Source organism: Smaragdicoccus niigatensis DSM 44881 = NBRC 103563, from assembly GCF_000380645.1.
GTDB classification, from domain to species: Bacteria; Actinomycetota; Actinomycetes; order Mycobacteriales; family Mycobacteriaceae; genus Smaragdicoccus; species Smaragdicoccus niigatensis.
The window spans coordinates 337,680-357,826 of the sequence record NZ_AQXZ01000019.1 but is presented as its reverse complement, the minus strand read 5'-3'; the positions used below and the strand labels follow the sequence as shown (position 1 = coordinate 357,826).

General features: G+C 64.4%; 16 protein-coding genes. 8 read left to right on the top strand and 8 right to left on the bottom strand.

Going from position 1 to position 20,147, the window contains the following annotated elements:
• Window positions 1-2 precede the first annotated feature (2 nt).
• From F600_RS0122925 to mug, 4 genes are read left to right on the top strand one after another with little or no spacing between them, the layout of a single operon-like run.
• Window positions 3-1,088, top strand: coding sequence for an NAD(P)-binding domain-containing protein (locus F600_RS0122925; protein ID WP_211220109.1), 1,086 nt, complete (start codon window positions 3-5; stop codon window positions 1,086-1,088).
• Window positions 1,085-2,065 carry an LLM class flavin-dependent oxidoreductase gene (locus F600_RS0122920; protein WP_018163001.1) on the top strand — a complete coding sequence of 327 codons (981 nt, stop codon included), beginning with the start codon at window positions 1,085-1,087 and terminating at the stop codon, window positions 2,063-2,065. Before F600_RS0122925 ends, F600_RS0122920 begins: the two co-directional genes overlap by 4 nt.
• Window positions 2,066-2,103: 38 nt before the next feature.
• Entirely contained in the window at window positions 2,104-3,588 is a 1,485-nt protein-coding gene (locus tag F600_RS0122915; protein WP_026306868.1) for a phospholipase D-like domain-containing protein, read from the top strand.
• Window positions 3,585-4,154, top strand: a complete 570-nt coding sequence (mug, locus tag F600_RS0122910; RefSeq protein ID WP_156024782.1) for a G/U mismatch-specific DNA glycosylase — start codon at window positions 3,585-3,587, stop codon at window positions 4,152-4,154. Before F600_RS0122915 ends, mug begins: the two co-directional genes overlap by 4 nt.
• On the opposite strand, the gene F600_RS0122905 is transcribed toward mug, so the two are convergent.
• From F600_RS0122905 to F600_RS29465, 3 genes are all read right to left on the bottom strand, one after another.
• Complete coding sequence (locus F600_RS0122905) at window positions 4,144-4,566, bottom strand: hypothetical protein (protein ID WP_018162998.1); 423 nt, start codon at window positions 4,564-4,566, stop codon at window positions 4,144-4,146. The two genes, mug and F600_RS0122905, sit on opposite strands and share 11 nt — an antisense overlap.
• Window positions 4,567-4,600: 34 nt before the next feature.
• Window positions 4,601-4,813, bottom strand: a complete 213-nt coding sequence (locus tag F600_RS0122900; protein WP_018162997.1) for a hypothetical protein — start codon at window positions 4,811-4,813, stop codon at window positions 4,601-4,603.
• 75 nt (window positions 4,814-4,888) lie between these two features.
• Window positions 4,889-8,140, bottom strand: coding sequence for a serine/threonine-protein kinase (locus F600_RS29465; RefSeq protein ID WP_018162996.1), 3,252 nt, complete (start codon window positions 8,138-8,140; stop codon window positions 4,889-4,891).
• 170 nt (window positions 8,141-8,310) lie between these two features.
• Here F600_RS29465 and F600_RS0122890 point away from each other — a divergent pair, with 170 nt between their 5' ends.
• Complete coding sequence (locus F600_RS0122890; protein WP_040632295.1) at window positions 8,311-9,180, top strand: universal stress protein; 870 nt, start codon at window positions 8,311-8,313, stop codon at window positions 9,178-9,180.
• Window positions 9,181-9,198: 18 nt separating this feature from the next.
• Here F600_RS0122890 and F600_RS0122885 read toward each other — a convergent pair whose 3' ends face one another.
• From F600_RS0122885 to F600_RS0122865, 5 genes are all read right to left on the bottom strand, one after another.
• Complete coding sequence (locus F600_RS0122885; protein WP_018162994.1) at window positions 9,199-9,873, bottom strand: GNAT family N-acetyltransferase; 675 nt, start codon at window positions 9,871-9,873, stop codon at window positions 9,199-9,201.
• 93 nt (window positions 9,874-9,966) lie between these two features.
• Window positions 9,967-10,389: a hypothetical protein gene (locus F600_RS0122880; protein WP_018162993.1), complete on the bottom strand. Its 423-nt coding sequence runs from the start codon at window positions 10,387-10,389 to the stop codon at window positions 9,967-9,969.
• A gap of 126 nt (window positions 10,390-10,515) precedes the next feature.
• Window positions 10,516-13,803: a carboxylic acid reductase gene (gene car / locus F600_RS0122875; protein ID WP_018162992.1), complete on the bottom strand. Its 3,288-nt coding sequence runs from the start codon at window positions 13,801-13,803 to the stop codon at window positions 10,516-10,518.
• A 62-nt stretch (window positions 13,804-13,865) separates the two neighbouring features.
• Window positions 13,866-15,227, bottom strand: coding sequence for an aldehyde dehydrogenase family protein (locus F600_RS0122870; RefSeq protein ID WP_018162991.1), 1,362 nt, complete (start codon window positions 15,225-15,227; stop codon window positions 13,866-13,868).
• Window position 15,228: 1 nt separating this feature from the next.
• Window positions 15,229-16,311: a phenylacetate--CoA ligase family protein gene (locus tag F600_RS0122865; protein ID WP_026306865.1), complete on the bottom strand. Its 1,083-nt coding sequence runs from the start codon at window positions 16,309-16,311 to the stop codon at window positions 15,229-15,231.
• Between the two features lie 128 nt (window positions 16,312-16,439).
• On the opposite strand from F600_RS0122865, the gene F600_RS29460 reads away from it, so the two are divergent.
• The 3 genes from F600_RS29460 to F600_RS0122850 are packed head-to-tail and all read left to right on the top strand — an operon-like array spanning window position 16,440 to window position 20,057.
• Window positions 16,440-17,750: a glycosyltransferase gene (locus tag F600_RS29460; RefSeq protein ID WP_018162989.1), complete on the top strand. Its 1,311-nt coding sequence runs from the start codon at window positions 16,440-16,442 to the stop codon at window positions 17,748-17,750.
• 2 nt (window positions 17,751-17,752) lie between these two features.
• Window positions 17,753-19,132, top strand: a complete 1,380-nt coding sequence (locus tag F600_RS0122855; protein ID WP_018162988.1) for an acyl-CoA synthetase — start codon at window positions 17,753-17,755, stop codon at window positions 19,130-19,132.
• A gap of 43 nt (window positions 19,133-19,175) precedes the next feature.
• Window positions 19,176-20,057, top strand: coding sequence for an NAD(P)/FAD-dependent oxidoreductase (locus F600_RS0122850; protein ID WP_018162987.1), 882 nt, complete (start codon window positions 19,176-19,178; stop codon window positions 20,055-20,057).
• The last annotated feature ends 90 nt before the right edge of the window (window positions 20,058-20,147 follow it).

Genomic DNA, 20,147 nt, shown 5'->3' with positions numbered 1-20,147 from the left:
CGATGCGTTCCCGCGTTGCAGGATCCGTGAAGGTGTATGAGGCCATTGTGATCGGAGCCGGTCAGGCGGGGTTGTCGGCGTCGTATCACTTGCAGCGACTTGGGATCAATCACGTTGTCCTGGATGCGAATCCGGCGCCTGGCGGCGCGTGGCAGCACCGGTGGGACTCACTGAGCATGGACGACGTCCACGGCGTCGCGGATCTGCCGGATGGGCCCGCACCGGGCAAGTCGAGTGACCGAGCTAACACTGTTCTGCCGACCTGGTTCGGCGACTACGAACGCGAGCACGATCTTCCGGTGGTCCGACCGGTGCGGGTCGACGCGGTCACGAACGACGGCGAACTGCTCGTGGTCCATGCGGGAAACCGCACGTGGACGACCCGAACGATCATCAACGCGACCGGTACGTGGAGTCGTCCGTTCGTCCCTTTCTATCCGGGAGCTTCGACGTTCCAAGGCGAGCAATTGCACACCGTCGATTACCCGGGCCCCGAACATTTTCACGGCAAGCGAGTGCTCGTCGTCGGGGGCGGCGCGTCGGCAGTGCAGTTCCTTGGTGAGATCGCGCCAGTGACCGACACCGTGTGGGTCACCCGCAGGCCGCCGGTCTGGCGCGATGGTTTCGACTCCGAACTCGGCCGGAAGGCGATCAGTCTCGTCGAAGAGCGAGTGCGTCGAGGACTGCCGCCGGCCTCGGTCGTCAGCGTCACGGGACTCGCTTTGCGTCCGCAGGAACGTCTCGCGGAGAGTCTGGGAGCGTACGAGCGCAGGCCGATGTTCGCGCGCATCGAGCCCGATGGTGTGCGATGGGCATCGGGAGAGTTCGAGAAGGTCGACGTGATCCTGTGGGCCACGGGCTTCCGCCCCGCGGTTGACCACCTCGCGCCGCTCGGGCTGCGCGGCAGTGAAGGCGGAATCGCCTTGCGCACAACGGGTCACGACGTTCAGACGGCGGTGACCGCCGCTCAGGACCCGCGTATTCAGCTCGTTGGATACGGACCATCAGCCAGCACTATCGGCGGAAATCGCGCCGGCCGCGCGGCGGCGACAGCCGTTGCACGATTCTTGGAGGCTCAAGCCGCATGAAGTTGTCCGTCCTCGATCTGGCTCCCGTGAGTCGAACGGAATCGATTCAGGATTCGTTCGCGGGCAGTGTCCGTCTCGCCCAAGCTGCGGAAAAGCACGGCTACGAGCGCGTTTGGTACGCCGAACACCACAACATGCCCACGATCGCGTCGAGCGCAACCGCGGTGCTCATTGCGCACATTGCCGCGCACACGTCGACAATTCGACTCGGCGCCGGCGGGGTGATGCTTCCCAACCACTCACCACTCATCATCGCCGAGCAGTTCGGGACGCTCGAAACGCTGCACCCCGGCCGCATCGACCTGGGGCTGGGGCGAGCACCGGGAACGGATCAGAAGACCGTTGCCGCGCTGCGCGTCGATCCGCGAACGAGCGATCGATTCCCGCGGGACGTCCTGGAACTGCAGGCATATCTGTCGGACGAGTCCGTGGTCGAAGGCGTTCGTGCAATTCCTGGCGCCGGGACGAACGTGCCGTTGACGATCCTCGGATCGTCGATGTTCGGTGCGCAGTTGGCAGGTCACCTCGGTCTGCCCTATGCGTTCGCATCACACTTCGCACCTGATCTGCTGGAGGAAGCGGTCGCCGCGTACCGCGCGGAGTTCCGGCCCTCGAAGCAGCGTGACGAGCCCTATGTCATCGCTGCGTTCAACGTGACGGCAGCGCCCACCGTCGAGGAAGCGGACGCCATTCATCTGCGCGTACGGCGGTCGCGGATTCGGTCGTTCCTCTTGCGCGGAATTCCGGGCGCCGAGAAGGTGACCGATGAGGAACTCGACGCGATCGCGTCGACTCCGCAGGGCCGCCAGGTACTGCGGATGATGCGAAAGACGGTCGTCGGAACGGGCGCTGACGCGGTCCGTGCCATCGATGAGTTCGCGGTCGAAGCCGACGCCGACGAGGTCATGCTCGTTTTCCACGGAGTCACTGCGGACCAGCGCGTTCGGGCTCTCGAGTTGGTCGCAGAGGCGAGGTAGCGAGGCTGGGCGACAAGCGTGCCCATAGACTCAGCGTCGTGTCGCAGCCAACCCCGATCTTGGTTCCTGGCGAAACCTGTTGGCGAATCGAACGCGCAGAACGACTTTCGGTGATCATCGATGCCGCCGACTATTTCCATTACGCCAAGGCTGCGATGTCGTTGGCCGAGCAGCGAATCATGTTGGTCGGCTGGGACTTCGACACGCGGATCGAGCTCGAACCGGACGGGGAGACGATGCCCGGACCGAACAAGCTCGGTTCGTTTCTGTCGTGGTTGGTGAAGGAACGCTCTTCGCTCGACGTCTACTTGCTGAAGTGGAACATCGGGACGTGGGCCGCAATCGGCCGCGGAATGATGCCGGTGACTCTGCTCAACTGGATGACGCATCAGCGTTTGCATCTCCTGTCGGATGCGGCCCACCCGGTCGGTGCGGCCCACCACGAGAAGGTCATCGTGATCGACGATTCATTCGCATTCTGCGGTGGAATCGACATGACGGTGGAGCGGTGGGACACGCGGGACCACCCCGACAACGATGTCCGTCGCACCGATCCCGGCGGCGAAGAACACGGGCCGTGGCACGACGCCACAACGGCGGTCCAGGGACCCATCGCACGTTCCCTGGGCGAGCTCGTTCGTTCACGCTGGGAGTCCGCGGGCGGAACGGACCTCGATCCAGTCCATCGCGGCAGGGAGATCTGGCCCCAAGGCCTCATGCCGACGATGATCAACGTGGATGTGGCGATCGCGCGAACTCGGGCCGCATACCGCGGTCAGGACGTCGTCCGTGAGATCGAGGCGCTCTACCTGGCGGCCATCCGGGAGGCTCGCTCGTCGATCTATATCGAGACGCAGTACCTCGCATCGAGGATCGTCATCGAGGCAATCGCAGAACGACTCCAAAGTGCTGACTGTCCAGAAATCGTCATCGTCATCCCGCGTAATGCCGCCGGGTGGCTGGAACAGCTGGCGATGGACGGCGCCCGACGACGACTGCTCCACGTTTTGTGGCAGAACGACGATCACCACAAGGTTCGAGTTCTCTACCCGGTCACCGAAGCGGGTCAGCCGATCTACGTGCACGCGAAGGTGCTCATCATGGACGATCGGCTGCTTCGCATCGGGTCGTCGAATCTCAACAATCGCTCGATGGGCTTCGACTCCGAATGCGACCTTGCGGTCGATGCGGCCGTGCAGGCTGACCCAGAGTCCGTCGCCGCTTCCATCCTCGACATTCGCGACGACCTGCTGTGCGAGCATCTGGGATGCAGCAGAGACGAACTTGCATCGGCGTTCGAAGGTGCAGGTGGGTCACTCATCGGAGCGGTTGAGTCGTTGTGCCGGGATGATGGTCGGACGCTGCGGGCGTTCGAGCCGGAAGACATCTCGGACGAGGTCAGTGTCCTCGCCGAAAACGAGTTCATGGACCCCGAGGGAGTGACTCCGTCGGGACCGCGCTGGGTGCGCGCACTTCGTGAGCGGGCGCAGCGGCGATTGCGCAAGGAATCGACGCCGCAGTGATGCTCAGCCGCGCAGAACTGGAGGCGTTCCGCGATAAGGAAGTCGACGATCTCATCGGGCCGGGTGTGAAGTTACTGTTCGTCGGGATCAACCCAGGACTTATGACGGCGGCGACGAAAACGCACTTCAACTACCCGGGCAACCGCTTCTATCCCGCACTGACCCGGGCCGGGATCGTCGACATGTCCGACTTCACCCGGGGGACGCCGATGACGGATGTCCATCGTCAGCGGCTCCTCGACCGCGGGATCGGGATCACGAATCTTGTTCGGCGCGCGACGATTCGGGCGAGCGAACTGTCGGCCGAGGAGTTGCGCCGCGGCGGTGTAGAGCTGGCACGGCTGGTTGACGAGGTGAAACCAACCGTCGTTGCGGTGGCCGGTGTCACCGCATACCGGCAGGCCTTTCGACGACCGAAGGCGCAGCTCGGCCGTCAAGCTGAGTCGATCGGTGGCGCTGAAGTCTGGGTCGTTCCGAATCCGAGCGGGCTCAATGCGCACGATACGGTCGAGACCCTGGCCGAGGCTTATCGGGAGGCTGCGGAAGCGGCCGGCATCACGACATGACGGCGACCCCGCCGACGATGAGTGCACCGAGTTTGACGACTTCAAGAGCAACGTAGGCGTGGTGGGCACGGGAGCGCGGAGCGTCCGAGCCCGCGAGAACAGCGTTGGTGCGACGGGTCAGCCGGGGGCGGACGGCGAGTATCTGCGCAGCTAGAGACGCAATTGCGATGCCGAGTGCGATGATCGCCGGCGCGCCCGGAGAACCCACGACGAGCGCGATGATGAGGATGAGGGCGAGCACCGTTTCAACCGAGTTGATCGCACGAAAGACGAGCCGCCCGATCCCGAGCCCGATCGGGATGGTGACGCCCGGAGCGCGAAACTTCAGCGGCGCCTCGATGCACGAGATGCCGACGACGAGCCCGATCCACACGAAGACGACAGCGGTTGCGACGTGGATCGAGGCAGTCATGTGCTCATCGTGCCTGGCCAGGGGTTAGTCGCTGCTAGAGCATTTCGTCATGTCTTGCCGCGAGCTCGAGGAGTTGGGCTTGCTGACCCATCGCGCAGACAAGTCGTCGGGCGGCACGTGAGCACGTGATGAAGTTCGAGTCGCCGGCTTGCTGCGGTTGCAGAAGGCGAACGGCGTCGATCAAGTCGGCCGCAGCCTCCCGCAACTGCCTCGCCGCACTTCGCAGTCCATCTGGGTTCGCACGCATCCTCGGCCTCCTTCGCCGAGTTGGACGCAGGAGGAGGCCGATCGGTTCCGTGGTTCTTCAGCGCAACCTCACGACCTAACGCAAGCTCGCGACCAATTCCTGAACCGCAGCCCCCGCATCCACAAGCGGCCGGACCAACCCAACTCGCGAGCACGTCTCCATCGCCTCGGTCAACACCGGTCGCGCCTCGTCAAGTCTGCCCGCGGACGCGAGGCAGAAAGCGAGCACTAGCTGCGCATTCAGGTGAGCCCATGCCCGCGGTCCGTGCTGGAGTCGCCCTACCAGCTCGGAAGCTTGGGAACAGGCTGCGTCGAACTCGCCCCGCGCAACGAGCCGCCGGATTCGCACCTCGTCGACGACTTCTTCGAGCATCGGAGCGCCCGCGACCATTCGGACATCCGACCCGTCGTCGATCCCGAGCTTGATGCGAACGAGCGCCATGTGTGCGCCGATCCGCGGCACATTCATCGCACGGCCGATGGCGGTTCCTTCATCGAGCAGTCGCCGAGCAGAAGCCAGGTCGCCGCGAGCGGCCTTGACTTGCGCGCCGGTCGCGAACGTCGCGATTTTGAACGCCACGACTCCGCCCTCGAAGCCCAGCTCGTGGCTGGCGTCGAGCAGTGGCTCGGCAGAATCGATGTCTCCACGCAGGTACAGGAGCTCGCCGAGCTGGGCACCCCCGATCCGGGACGCGAAAGAGCTCCGGTCACCCGTTCGGTGGGCGAGCGCCATGGCCCTGCGGTAGTGCTCCTCGGCGGCGGCGACGTCGAGCATTTCCATGGATGCCATGCCGGAAATGTTCTCGGAATAGACCTCGCCGAACGGGGCAGTCATCCGACGGTGGAAAGGCCTGGTCCAGGCTTGCCGTTCGATCGCCTTAAGGAAGTCGAATTGGCAGTAGTCCACGTACGCTGCGCAGGCGGCGGCGGCACTCACCACAAACGGACGGAAGTCGTCCGGATGCGAGAGGCACCCACTCACGAGTTCCAGAGCGCCATCGACGCGGTCGGCGATGCAGTTGGTGGTCGCCCGAATGACATCGGTCTCGGCACGAAGGGCGTCGTCCGCGTCAGGTGCCGCAAGATCGAGGGCCCGTGAACTGTCCGCCACATGGTTGAGCAGAGAATTCGCCCACGCGACGTCAACGAGGAGGCGTGGTCGCCCGACTGCGGCATCTAGGGGCAGTTTCGTGAGCAAACCGAGCAACGTCGCCATCTGGGCACGTTCGAGAAGCTGCGGAGCGGTCGTTTCGACGAGGTCGACCGCGCGATCTGTCTCGCCGGCGGCAAGTGCGTGATCCACGGCTTCCTTCAACAGGCCGTTGTCGGCAAGCCATAGCGAGGCCATCTTGTGTAGCTGAACTTCGCGCGCAGGGTCCTTCGTGTGCAGTTTCCGACGCAGGTAGTCGCGGAAGATGTGATGGAAGCGCATCCACTCCCAGTCTTCGTCGGTTCGGCGAAGAAACAGTTCGCGACGCTCGATGTCGTCGAGCACGCCCTGTGCGTCGGGCACTCCGGCCAGAACTGAGGCGAGTTCGCCGCAAGTCCGGTCGGTGACCGATATCGCGAGCATGAAATCGAGCAGTTCCGGCTCCAAGGAATCAAGCACGTTCTCGACGAGATACTCCTCGATCGCGCGGTGGTCCTTCGTGATTCGGGCAAGCATGGTCGACGGCGTGCGTTGGCCGCGGAGGGACAGCGCAGCCAGTTGGAGGGCGGCGATCCAGCCTTCAGTCGAGTCGTGAAGCTCTTCTACCGCATCGTCTGCCAACGCGATGCCGCCCCGATCAACGAGGAACGAACGGCATTCCGCGCCGTCGAATCGCAAAGCAGCCGAGTCGATCTCGATCAATTCATCGCGCACCCGCAGCCGGCCCAACGGCAGTCCCGCCTGGGAACGTGAAGTGACCACGATCTGTAGGTGATGGCAGCCCGCATCGAGGAGTCCGGCAAGTGCCTTCCGGCTCTCGGGGTCCTCGACCAGATGCCAGTCATCGACGACGAGAACGACCTGTTTGCCAGCCTCGTGAATCTCGTTGATGAGCAGCGTGAAAACTCCCCGAACCGCGGCCGGGCCGCCGGCCTCCAGCATCTGAATGAGGCCGTTGGCGAGCCCGGGAGAAGCCTTCTGGATCGCTTCGAGGAGATGCGATCCGAACCAGACAACGTTGTTGTCGTCGTTGTCGACGCTGAGCCAGGCGACCGGAACCCTCTCGCGGACAAGCTCTTCCCGCCATTGGACCGCCAAGGTGCTCTTTCCGAACCCAGCAGGCGCGTGGATCAGAACCAGCCGTCGGCGACCACCTTCCCGCAACGTCTCGATGAGCCGATTGCGCTCGACCAACGCGTGCGCAGCGGGCGGCGGCCGGTACTTGGTCGCCGCAACGGGCGGTGTCAGCGCCCGTGGTGTGTCCGGCGCTGGGGGAGTTGCTCGGCGCGATGAAATCGCCATCTCCGTGAGCGGAAGTCCGAGTTCACGTTCGGCATCCCGCAGTGCGTCACCGAATTCGGCCGCCGACGCTGGACGCAGACCGGGATCTGCGCTCAAGGCGTGTTCCAGAGCAGTGCACAGTTCCGCAGGCAGGCCTTGCCCCCGCAGGTCCGGGACCGGATCATTCACGATCCGGACGAACTGCGCGATGACCTTCTCGCCCTCCCTGCGCTCAAAAACCGCGTGCCCGGTGAGCAGGCAGAAGAGTGAGGCACCGAGGCTGTAGACGTCGGATCGCGGAGTTGGGGTCCGACCGGACAAGACCTCGGGCGCGGTGAATGCCGGCGAACCAGTGATCGCACCCGTGGCCGTCTCGAATCCGCCGGTCATGTGCGCGATTCCGAAGTCGGTCAGCAGCGGTTCGCCATAGTCGCTGATCAGGATGTTCGACGGCTTGACGTCCCGATGGAGGATTCCCGCCAGGTGTGCGGTCTCCAACGCGCCCGCGAGCTTGACTCCCAAGGAAAGAACGTCCCGCGCCGGTAGCGGACCTTCGCTTCGCAACCGGGTCTCCAGCGAGCCGCTGGAATAGAACGGCATCATGATGAACGGCTTGCCAGAGTTGGTCACTCCGGCCTGGTAAACATCGACGATGTTGGGATGCCCCGAGAGCCGGGCCATCGCTTGCTGCTCGCGCAGGAATCGCTCGCGATCTTCGTCCTCTGCCAGTTCGTCGAGCAGCAGCTTCACGGCGACCGCGCGACCGAGATGTTTTTCCAGGCAGCGGTAAACGATGCCGAACCCGCCTTGCCCAATCGGCTCGGCATCGCTGAGTCCAACCGCCTCGAGGTCGGCTACCACCCCGACGGTCACACTGCGCTGGGTCGCATCGTCCATCGCCTCACCGCTCGCCGCGTCGTCAAGGTCGATTCTGCTGAACGCGGAGCCTTCTGGTCTAGCGAAACTCGATCATCGACGCCCGACACCCGCCGAAATGTCCATCCGGCGGCTGGAGTCACGACCTTCGTCCCTAGTTGGCGTTCCCCAGCTGCGCAACGCTGAAAGCCGTGACTCGTGCAGACAGAAAATCGATCGTCGTCGGAGTGGACGATTCGGAGGCCGCGGTCGAAGCCGCACTGTGGGCTGCTGACCTGGCGGAGCGAATGCAGGTGCCGCTTGTGCTCGCCTCAGCCGTGGTGGTACCCGCGTACTACTCCGTCAACGTGCTCATGCCAACCGAGATTCCGCTGTACAGCAGCGAATCGGCCGCCGCGAACAAATACCTCGACCACGCGAAGAGCGTCGTGGCCGAGAAGTATCCGGATGTCGAAGTCTCGACGTGGAGCAATTACGGACCGGCCGACGTCGCTCTGACGGCATGGAGTCGGCGTGCGCAGATGATTGTCGTCGGTGCGCATCGGCACATCTCCGTGGACTCGCTCATCGTTGGCTCGACCACCGCGCAAGTGGTCAACCACGCCGAATGCCCCGTTGCGGTATGGCGAGGCGAGCCCTTCGCCGGGCCGGTGGTCGTGGGCGTCGACGGCAGTCCGCTCAGCAATCTCGCGGTCGAGCACGCTTTCGAGATTGCCAGCAGATATCGCACGGATCTTCGTGCCGTGCATGCGTGGGACCCTGGCGTTTTGATCGCGGATGAACGGGACGTCGGCAGCGCGGCGGAAGACGCGGTGCTCGCGGAATGCCTGGCAGGCTGGTCGGAGAAGTATCCCGACGTCGAGGTGACGAGGGTCGTGGTCGCGGCTCCGCCGGAGGAAGCTTTGCAGCGGCAGGCGCTCGACGCGCGCTTGGTGGTTGTGGGAAGCCATGGCCGGGGCCGTGCCAGGTCGCTGTTTCTCGGTTCGACGAGCCGTTACTTGCTGAGCCACAGCCCGTGCCCGGTCCTGGTGTGCCGCAAAGAGTTCGAGGAGTTGGCGTAGCACACCGGCCGGAACGCCCTATCGAGCTTTGCGCACACTCGAGAACGTCACTGCGCGCCGAACTTCGAACCCGAGTCGTTCATACAGCCGGATCGCGCCGACGTTGCTGTCGACCGCATGGAGATACGAACGATCGCCGCGCTCGCGAATGACGGACGCCACGGACATGACGAGACGCTCCGCATAACCCCGACCTCGGAAATCCGGATCGGTACAGACGGCGCTGATCTCGGTCCACCCCTCGGGTGCCATCCGCTCGCCAGCCATCGCGACGAGCCGACCCTCGGAGCGAAACCCGAGGTAGGTACCGAGCCGGTTCGTGTGCTTCGAGAATGGCCCGGGCTGGGTGCGGGCCACGAGATCGAGCATCTCCGGCACGTCGGCATCGGTCAGAACGACCGCAGCGTCGTCGAAGTACGGTGCGAAAGAATCGGTTTCGGTCATCTGGACACCGACGCCCCGCCAGGCGAACTCCCAGTCGGTGGGGAGTGTCAACTCCTCGCCGATCAAGGCGAGCGAGCTGGTCAGCGAGCTGACGTCCGCCCAAGCGGCGGGATCATTCCAGTCTTCGACGCCGCCGAAGATCGACACCTCCGGCAGGTAGCGAATCGCCTTGCCTGCGCGAGCGCTCAAATGCCGGTGCTTGCCGATCAGCGAGTGCCACGTGGGGTTGTCGAGGACATGATTACTCACAGTCCTTGTTTACCGGTTGATGCGAACACGAGTGCACCCTGGTCGCGGAAGCCTCTCGAGCTTTGTCGCGACCAGGGTGCGCTGGTGGGGAATCTAGGAACCGAAGGGGCTGCTGACGCTCGCTTCGGCGGTCTGGAAGTTCAGCGAGGCCGGGAGCGGGAAGATCTTCGGCTTGATGCACGCGACATGCACCTTCGTGGCGTTGCCGCTCATCAGCATGATGTCTGCGCTGCCGTTGAGGCCGACCTTCTTCGCGTTCGGAAGCGCCGAGAGTGGGTTGACGACGAGCTTTGCGATGTTGTCGGTGCTCGGCGCGGTGATCGTCTGGTTCGCGGCGCCACAGGTCGCACCGGGCTGAGCGCCCGAGACGTGAACCATCGTGATTCCGATGAACGGGATCGCCGTTGCCGAGACCGTCGGGCCGGTGGCCGCGCTTGCGAGTCCGGCGCCCGACAGCATCAGGGGCGCGACGACGGCAGCAGCGACGACTGCGCTTCGCTTGAAAAGAGTCTTCATGTGTTTCCCCCGATGGAGATCAGGAATTGCGTGTGACACATGTGACAGTAGTGACGAAATACGCCCGAAACGAACGATGACCTGATCGTGAGGAACTCGCATTCAGGCTGCGACCGAACCGTTCTGCTAGTGAGTCAAAAGTCCCAAAAGGCGAAGGTCGGCAACGTACTTCGCGATGAGTTCCGCGGTGACGGTCGGCAGGTCTCCGATCGCCTCGCGGAACCGATCGGCTGGCAACGACGACGACCCCGCGGGCTTGGCGAATGCCTGCAGCAGCGGGAGCAGCGTGTGGTCGCGGACTGATTCCGGCATCCCGCGAAGCTGGGACTCGAAGCGTCCGAACCACTCGCGATAGTCGTCGATACGGTGAATCGGCTGGCCGGCATCGATGAGCCAATCGACGAACTGATCGAGTGACGCGCCTTGGTTGTTGAGGACGTTGAACGTGCGGAAGCCGTCCTTGCTCAGACCCAGATCGGTGATCGCCCGTGCCACGAAATCTGCTGGCAAGCCGTCGTAATGGCCGTCGCCGCGACGGTAGAAGGATTGCGGCGCCAGTCCAGTGGAGGCGAGGCTCAGCAGCAGTCGCGTGAATATGTCCGGGACGTTCAGCTGTCCGGCGAACTGCGGGTGCGCCAGGATCATGTCCGATCGGAATACCGTGACGGGCAGACCGCACCAGTCGTTGGCTTCGCGCAGCAAGACTTCACTGGCCCACTTGCTGTTGCCGTAGCCGTTCGCGTAGCCCGGCCCGACTGATCGCGAGGGGCTCATCTCGCGGATGTCGCCGTCCTCGTCGAACGTTGTGCATTGCGCTGCGACGGCGACGGTCGAGACGAACGAGATCGGCTTCAGGCGTTCGGACATCGCAAAACGAATGATTTCGGCGGTGCCGAACACGTTGGGACCGAACAGTTGACGGTAGGGCAGGACGTGGTTGACCAGGGCGGCGGAGTGAACGACCAGGTCCACCTGGCCCGCAAGCCGGTCCCACGTTGCTTCGTCGAGCCCGAGGTTCGCCTCGGCGACATCGCCGGAGACGACCTCGAGGCAGCCTTCGGATAGCTCGCGGAACTGAGCCAGGAACGCCGGGTCGCTCTCGAACACGCTCTCCAAACGCGCGGCAGAACCACGAATTATGCACACAACCCGGCCGCCGACGGGCTTCAGCCGTTGCAGCCATTCGAGGCACAGGAACCGTCCGAGGTAGCCGTTCGCGCCGGTGAGCAGAACCGTCCGAACCGGTCCCGATGGCATCGGCAACGACCGTGCAGAATCCAGCGTCTGGCGATCGATGAACTTCTCGAGCTGCAGCTCAGAAGCGCGAATCACGTCCGGATCGGGATGGACCACATCCGGCAACGACGTCGGCGCGGCGAGTTTCTCCTCGACATACCGCGCAAGCTGCGCGATGTCGTTGGCCGGGTGGTTCACCACGCCGACCGGCACGTCGACGCCGAATACGTCATGCAACAGGTTCGACAATGTGAGGGCCGACAGCGAGTCACCGCCGAGGTCGACGAATCGCACATCTGTCGGGATGTCGCTGCTGTCGAGGATGGCGGCGACCGAACGAACCACAGTCTCCAGAACCGGCCGCGAATCTGCACCGGATCGGATCGCTGCCATCTCGTCGTCGTGGGCCTGGACGTGTTGGGCGTAGAGCTGTTCCAGCTTCTCGCCGTAGTGCGCTTTGAGCTTGGGTCGCAGCAACTTTCCGATCCCGGACAGCAGGCCGTTGTCGCCGCTGAAGGGCTCGGTTTCGATGATGAAATCGCGCGGAATCTCGTACGGCTGTAGCTCGGCTTCCTGTGCCGCCTGGGCGATCGATGCGCTGATCTCCGACCGCGGCGTCGATGGATCGGTCGGCACGATCACGGCGAGGAGATACGCACGCTCGCTGCTGCCGTACACATAGATTTGGCGGATGAGCGGGCTTGTCGACAGCGCGGCTTCGACGGCGGCAACCGTCACGAACTCACCCTGCGACAGTTTGAGAACGTTGTTCCGGCGGTCGAGGTAGACGAGCTCATCCGGGCCGGTCTCCGCGACGATGTCGCCGGTCAGGTAGAAGCCGTCGGCGTCGAACATCTCCGCCGTGACGTCCGGGCGCTTGTAATAGCCGGGGATCATCGCGGTGGTTTTGAGCAACAGCTCGCCCCGCGGGTGCGGCTGGTCGGTGACGAAATAGCCCAGCTCGGGAACGTCGACAAGCCGGTAGTCGATGACGGGCGGGCGCCGAACCTTGTTGTTGATGACGACGCTCGGCCCGGCCTCGGTGGACCCGTAGCCGTCATGCAGCGGGACGTCGAGGACGGATTCGATGAACTTCCGCATCTCTGGCGCGAGAGGGGCGCTTCCGCATGCGGCATTGATCACGCGGCCGCCGAAGAATTGTTCCCGCAGTTCGGTTTTGATGTCGGCGTCCGGCCGGCGCGAGATCTCGGCCTGGTAGCGCTGGTAGACCATGTCGCACACGCGCGGGACGAGGGTCAGCTCCGTCGGGCGCACCAGCGCGATGTCGGTGAAGAGCGTCGACAAGTCGCTCTGGGACGTGAAATTCGCGGTGCCGCCCCGAGCCAGAACTCCGTAGAGCGTGAAGCGACCCAGGACGTGACTCATCGGGGAGTAGTTGATGTTGATCGCGGCCTGCGGTGGCGGTGCCGTCCAGAACACCTTGACCAGTCGCTCGGTGTACATCGCACCCTTGGGTGTTCCCGTGCTTCCGGACGTGTAGATGATGAGGCTGAGCTCGTCGTCATTTCCGATATGGATGTCGACCGGTTCGAGCGAACGGCCGCGCGCAAGTGCCTCGTCGAGGGTGTCGATTGTGACCGTGCTCGATGCGAGCCGCTGGCGCGCGGAGACGAGGGCGCTGGGGGTTGGTGCGTCGAAGACCAGGAGACGTTCCGGTGCGAAACCGCTCAGAACGAGCGTCACTGCATCGTCGAGATGTTCGGCGCTCGTCGCCAGAATGCGCGGCTCGGTTTCTGCAAGGATTGCCGCAAGCTGGGATTGAGCCGCGCTCGTCTGCAGCGGCACCGACACCGCCCCGCGATGTACGCAGGTCAGATCGACGATCGTGTAGTCGAGTCCGGTGAAACCCAGAATCGCGACGAGGTCGCCGGGTCGGATCGAGTCCGCCTGCCACGCGGCGGCGAGCGCGTTTACGCGTGCCCAGAGCTCGGCGTAGGACACCGTTGTGAACTCATCATCTGTGCGGAATCCGACGGCAGGCCGGTCGGCGTACCCGGTCATGACGGTTTCGACCGATTGGGCCAGGCTCGTGCCGGGCTCTCGGATGGCGGCACTGATCTCCGGCAGGGGGACGGCGGCACGCAACTCAGGCTCTTCGGCGTAGAGCTGCGCGATCCGCTCCTTGACCGCGCTGACGTTGCGCGCCTCGGCTGACATACCCGACACCGTAAACCCGAAATCGTTAGTAGTGCGAACAATCTTTGCGGTCCCGCGTGCCGTCAGTCCCGTATGACCCCTTTGTTACGCATGAGGAAGTCGGCGAGGTAACCGTCGTGGGGCATCGCTGCCGATTGGTAGTAGGTCGTGTGGTGCCCGCTGTAGACGTTGGCGATCGTCGGATCGCTGATGAGGTCGTCGATCAGGTCGCCGTCGTTCGTCAGTGCACAGATGACGAGTGAATTCCGTAGCGGCGCGAGGCCGTCCGACCGCGCCCACGGTGCGACCCACACGCATGGGAAGGCAAGTTCGACGTTGAGCTTGTCGGTGTCCGGCTCGGCAAGCATGTGCACTGCAGGCCGGAGCGCGGCGTGGCCGTTCCCGAGGTCGGCCACCACCTGATCCGCGCCGAGGATCGCCGTGGTTCCGGCCGCCTTCGTCGCCAGAAAGGATGCGAGGGCGTGCGCTTTCTCGGTCGGAACCGTGGGCAAAACCGCCCGCTCATCGAGGTTGGGCAGCGGTGGAATGGTCGCGAGCCGTTCGCCAATCGCCTGCGCGAGCGGAGCAGGATCGCCTTCGATCAGCACGGCCGTCGTGTTGACGCACGCCATACCGCCCAGGTTCGCGATCGAGTCGACGATCGTGTCGAGATGATCCCGCCAATCGTGATCGGCGGTGACGAGAATCTTGCTGCGTCCGGGTCCGTTCACGAGAACCGTCGGATCGTGCGAATACTTGTCCACGACGTCCTGACCGCCGTAGACAGTCGCCAGGTCGGCGCACCGAATGAGCTCGTCGGCGCCGGCGTAGTCGGTGGGGAGGTATGCGACGTCTGCTGGTCGGAAGCCAGCCGCGAGAAGTGCCTGGATCAGGCGATGCGCGGTGAACGGTTCCCGCCGCGATGGCCGCACGACCACGCGGTATCCCAGAGCCAAGGCCTGCGGCCAGGTTCCGTGGATGCCCGGTGCATTTCCCGACGCGTGAACAGCGAAAACCTCACCTCGCCGCGCCCACACAGCGCTGCCGAGCCGGGTGCGTTCTTCCCGCCAGTCGAAGGCTGCGCCCACCGGCTGGGCGGGTCGCACGGCGTCGAACGCCGCGAGGAGGCCGTCCGCGACAGCGTGTGCGCCGTCCCGTGCGACGGCTATCGGTAAGCCGGAGACGCGGCTGGTGAGTTCGACATATTGCTCGAAATCGAGCCCGTCGATCTCCTCGTCGACAAAGAGCTTGGACGCCTTCTCCAACGCCGCGGCACGGTCCGCGACCGGTAATGGATGCGTCCGTCTCTGAGTCTGAACGCATCGCGCGACGAATAGCGGAGGCACGATGCTGAGCTCTGCGACCTGGTTTCCCGCGGTGTCCTTGATGACTTCGCGATTGCGCGTCCGGTAGGCACCCGTCGGGCCGAGAGCGTCGATGAACATCTCAGTAGACGCCTTCGATGACCGGTTCACCCTCGAAGGTCGCGACCGGCTTGACCTCACTGAGTGAGTCACCGACGTGCCCGGGCGGACCGGACAACCGGATCGCGGAGTCGCGTTCGAGGTTGTTGGGAATGAACATTCCCTTGCTGAGGTGGTTCATCACGACCTGACCGCGCGACCCGTAGGGAACGGGATCGCCGGTCGTCGGATCGACGACCCACATGACGACGTACGGCGACCGGGGATCGAACACGAACGAATCGTCGCGGAGCCGAGTCGAAGCCTGCGACAAGACCATCGTGCTGCCGAACGCCATCGTGATCGACGCGCGGGGGAAGATGCTGCGCAGAAGGTCGAGAGTGTCGACGTCGACGTGTGCGCCGCTGAGCAGGATGAATCGCACCTTTTCGTTGATGAGATCGACGACGGCATCGTCCCGCGCCATGGCCTCGAGAAGCGGCGGTGACGTGTGCAGATTCCCGACGTCCTGGGTTTGCAGTACGTAGACCGCCTGCTCGATGACATGGTCGACATAGTGCGCAATCTCGCTCGTCGCGTTCCGTGCCGCGAGCTTCTTCACCCATCGCGGGTCGAGGTCGACGGGGAAGAAGACGGCACCGAGTCGCCGCGAGACTTCCCGTGAGAAGTACCCGACGCCGTGCGGTCCGCTCGGCATGACGAACAGCAATCCACGGCCGGTCTCGAAGCCGCCGGCGGTGAAGTCCTCGATCTGCCAACGGATGACCTGCTCGGTCCAGTCGGGGAGTTGGGACGTTCGCTTGGGCGCGCCTGTCGTGCCTCCGGACTCGAAGACGTGCGGTAACCCGGAGCAGCCCTGCGGGATCAGATCCTCGACCGGGACCTCCCGCAGTTCGTTGACGAAGTTGGGGAAGAGGCGGAGGTCGGCAAAGGTCCGAATCGAGGTCAGCGGGTCGAAGGGGAGCCGTGCGGCCGTCCGCAGCCAGTAGCGAGAACCGGTCGCCGGGCCGAAATGCCAGGCGATCGCGGCCCGCAGGTAGGCCTCCGGGTCGGAAATCGGATCATTTCGCGGTACATCGAGCAGCGAAAAGTCCACATCTGCCATGACCTTCATTGTGTCGCAGAGCAGTTCGTGACGAGACGCGAACAAAGTCGCCGTCCCGGTTGCCGATCACCGGACCGGTGGGACAAAGTAGTGCCGACACCAGCCTCTTCGACCTTCGAGGAACAACCGTGGCCAGCTTCCTACTTTGTGCGCACCCGATCACCGGGCATGTGAATCCGGGCCTCGTGCTGGCGCGCGAACTCGTCGATCGTGGTCACGAGGTGCGGTTCTACACCGGACAGAAGTTCGAGTCGAAGGTGGATGCTGCCGGCGCGAAATTCGAGCCGATGACCGCCGCCCCCGACTATGACGACCGGGACTACGACGAGGCGTTTCCCGGTCGGGGTGCGCTCAAGGGGATCAGCCAGATCAAGTTCGATTTCCGGAAGATCTTCATCGAGCCGGTGCCCGGGCAAATCTCGGACCTGCGCGAGATTTTGAGCAGGTTCCCGGCGACGGTCGTGTCCGATCCCGGGTTCGCAGGCGCGAAATTGATGTACGAGCTCGGCGAGCTGGATTCGTGGGCGGTCTTCAACATCTCCGTCCTCGGATTGCCGAGCGCTGACGTACCGCCCTTCGGTCTTGGCCAGCTGCCGGACTATTCGCCGCTGGGCCGGTGGAAGAACAAGGCGCTGACATTCGTTGCGCAGAACCTCGTCTTCCGGTCGGTCAACAAGGTGATGAACAAGATCCGCGCCGAGGTCGGACTGAAGCCGGAGCCGTTTTCGATGTTCGCCTCGCCGATGCTGCACCTCCAGCCGTCGGTGCCGGGGCTCGAATATCCACGCAACGACCTGCCCGCGAGTGTGCACTTTGTCGGCCCCTTGCTCCCGACCCTGTCCGCTGACGTGGAATTGCCGCAGTGGTGGGACGAAGTGATGCACTCGGTGAAGCCGGTCGTCATCGTCACGCAGGGGACGGTCGCCACTGGTATCGATGAACTGATCATCCCGGCGTTGGATGCGCTGTCCGACCTGGACGTTCTCGTTGTCGCGACGGTCGATCCAGACCTGCTGTCCGGTGAGCTCCCCGCGAACGCTCGGGCGACGACGTTCGTGCCCTTCGACAAGATCATGTCGAAGGCTGCGGTGCTGGTGACCAACGGTGGCTATGGCGGAGTCATGTTCGCGCTGTCGCACGGCGTTCCGGTCGTGTGTGGAGGTACTACCGAGGACAAGCCGGAGGTGGGCAACCGAATCGCTTTCTCCGGCGTCGGGGTCAACCTCAAGACGAATCGACCGACCACGAAGGCAATCCGCGACGCCGTGCAGACTGCACTGACAGATGGCGACATCAGCACGAATGTGGAGAAGATTGCTGACCGGCTCAGCAACTACGACGGGCCTCGTCTTGCCGTGACACTCCTCGAGGAGTTGGCCGAGACCAAGCGCCCAGTGCTCCGCGGCGAAGGTCAAATCGACTGGGCGCCGAGGCGGTAGGGGTGCTGCTTAGGATCGACCGGGCGCTTCCGGTCGCGGTGACCGTCGACGGCGTCGACCTCAGCGGAGAAGATCTGGTGGGCGCCGCAACGGCCGTCGCGGACCGGATTGCCGGTGCCGATCGCGTCGCGATTCTGGCGGAGCCGACGTGGACGACCGTCGTCGGAGTCATCGGCTGTCTGATCGCGGGAGTCACCGTTGTTCCGGTCCCGCCGGACAGTGGTCCGGCCGAAGTCGACTACGTGCTTCGCGACTCGGGGGCTCAAGCGTGGCTGGGGCCGGCGGCTGCGTCCAGCGAACTTCCGAGCATTCCCGTGCGTCGCTATGCGCGGTCGTGGCACACCTACCGTGAGCCGGATCCGGCACACATCGCGTTCGTGCTCTATACCTCGGGTACGACCGGACGGCCGAAGGGTGTCCCTCTGAGTAGGCGGGCGATTGCTGCTGGTCTCGATGGTTTGGCTGACGCGTGGCAGTGGACGCGCAGCGACGTTCTCGTGCACGGACTGCCGCTCTTTCATGTGCACGGGCTGATCTTGGGGGTGCTCGGACCGCTGCGCGTGGGTGGTCGGCTCATCCACACGGGCCGCCCGACGCCCGAGGCGTATGCCGCGGCCCAGGGGTCGATGTACTTCGGTGTTCCGACCGTCTGGACTCGTATCGCGAACTCGCCGAGCGCAGCCGAAGAACTCCGGCGCGCTCGGTTGCTCGTGTCAGGCAGCGCGGCGCTGCCGGTCCCGGTCTTTGAGCAACTGTCGGCGCTGACCGGCCATCTGCCCGTCGAACGCTATGGGATGAGCGAAACGATGATCACCGTCTCGGCTCGTGCGGACGGCGAACGGAGACCGGGCTGGGTCGGGCTTCCGATCAAGGGCGTCGAGACGCGACTCGTCGATGATGCCGGGGCAGCCGTGCCGCACGACGGCGAATCGATCGGTGGCCTGCAGGTGCGCGGTGCGACGCTGTTCGACGGCTATCTCGGCAGGCCGGACGCGGACGCGGAGTCGTGGACGTCGGACGGGTGGTTCAAGACCGGCGACGTGGCCGCGGTCGATGCCGGTGGATTCCATCGGATCGTGGGCCGGGAGTCGACGGATCTGATCAAAACCGGTGGTTATCGGGTTGGGGCCGGCGAGATCGAGACCTCGCTGCTGGGGCATCCCGCGGTCAGTGAAGCCGCCGTCGTCGGGTTCCCCGATGACGATCTCGGTCAGCGGATCGTGGCGTATGTCGTTCTACGCGAAGCGGTCTCGCCTGCGGCATTGATCGAGCACACGGCGGCTGACTTGTCGCGACACAAGCGTCCACGCGAGGTGCGGATCGTGGACGCTTTGCCACGCAACGCGATGGGAAAGGTCCAGAAGAAGTTGCTGGCCGAGTAGTTCGGGCCTTGCCACGGTCGTCGGCGTTAGTCACCGTGGAGACATGACCGATCGATTGTGGGACGTTGTCGTTGTCGGCGGAGGCGCAGCGGGGCTCAGTGCAGCGCTCGTGCTGGGGCGCGCGCGACGATCGACCCTCGTCATCGATAGGGGCCGCCAAAGCAATTTGCCGGCACATGGCATCGGCGGACTGCTCGGCCATGACGGCCGACCGCCTGCGGAGTTGTACGCCAGCGGGCGCGATGAATTGCGCAAGTACTCGGTGGACGTCGAAATCGGCACCGTTGTCGCCGCGTCCGGCAAGGCCGACGACTTCACGTTGACGCTCGACACCGGCGACACTGTGCGCGCCCGGCGGATCGTGCTCGCGGCCGGCATGGACTACACGTACCCGGACATCCCTGGCGTTGCCGAACTCTGGGGGCGGTCGGTGTTCCACTGTCCGTTCTGCCATGGCTGGGAAGTGCAGGATCAACCGCTCGCGGTGCTCGACGGCGGGCCGATGGCCGAGCATCGCGTGCAATTGCTGTCGAACTGGAGTGACGACGTCGTGTTGCTGACGAACGGCGAGCCGTCTGAGATTCCCGGCGCCGACACACGGCGGGTGGCCCGGCTTTCGGTCGTCGGGGGAGAGCTGGAAGGAGTGGTCTTCGAGGACGGATCGACGTTGCGGCGCAAGGGGATCTTGGTGCCAGCGCCTTTGAGTCAGCGGTCGGATCTCGCGGAACAACTCGGAGTCACCTTCGCGGACCCATCGCCCGCGTCACTGAACCCGGTCGCCGCCGATACGCGTGCAATGACCAACGTGCCCGGTGTCTTCGCGGCGGGTGACATCGGCGCACCGATGCCGCAGGTGGCGGCCGCCGTCGCAACGGGAAGTATGGCTGGGAATGCGGCGGTTCAGACGTTGATTTTTGGGCTGTGAGTCAAGGCTTGGGTTGGACGCGGGAGAGTTGGGCGACAGGGTCCCAGTTGGAAGGCTTGCTGTCGTGTCGCCAGCGCATCCCGCCGTCTA

Coding starts and splice junctions, on each gene's coding strand:
- F600_RS0122870 (WP_018162991.1), bottom strand. CDS start 15,227: ATGTTCATCGACGCTCTCGGCCCGACGGGTGCCTACCGGACGCGCAAT.
- F600_RS29465 (WP_018162996.1), bottom strand. CDS start 8,140: ATGGACGATGCGACCCAGCGCAGTGTGACCGTCGGGGTGGTAGCCGAC.
- F600_RS0122880 (WP_018162993.1), bottom strand. CDS start 10,389: ATGAAGACTCTTTTCAAGCGAAGCGCAGTCGTCGCTGCTGCCGTCGTC.
- F600_RS0122865 (WP_026306865.1), bottom strand. CDS start 16,311: ATGGCAGATGTGGACTTTTCGCTGCTCGATGTACCGCGAAATGATCCG.
- F600_RS0122850 (WP_018162987.1), top strand. CDS start 19,176: ATGACCGATCGATTGTGGGACGTTGTCGTTGTCGGCGGAGGCGCAGCG.
- F600_RS0122920 (WP_018163001.1), top strand. CDS start 1,085: ATGAAGTTGTCCGTCCTCGATCTGGCTCCCGTGAGTCGAACGGAATCG.
- F600_RS0122925 (WP_211220109.1), top strand. CDS start 3: ATGCGTTCCCGCGTTGCAGGATCCGTGAAGGTGTATGAGGCCATTGTG.
- car (WP_018162992.1), bottom strand. CDS start 13,803: ATGTCAGCCGAGGCGCGCAACGTCAGCGCGGTCAAGGAGCGGATCGCG.
- F600_RS0122905 (WP_018162998.1), bottom strand. CDS start 4,566: ATGACTGCCTCGATCCACGTCGCAACCGCTGTCGTCTTCGTGTGGATC.
- F600_RS0122900 (WP_018162997.1), bottom strand. CDS start 4,813: ATGCGTGCGAACCCAGATGGACTGCGAAGTGCGGCGAGGCAGTTGCGG.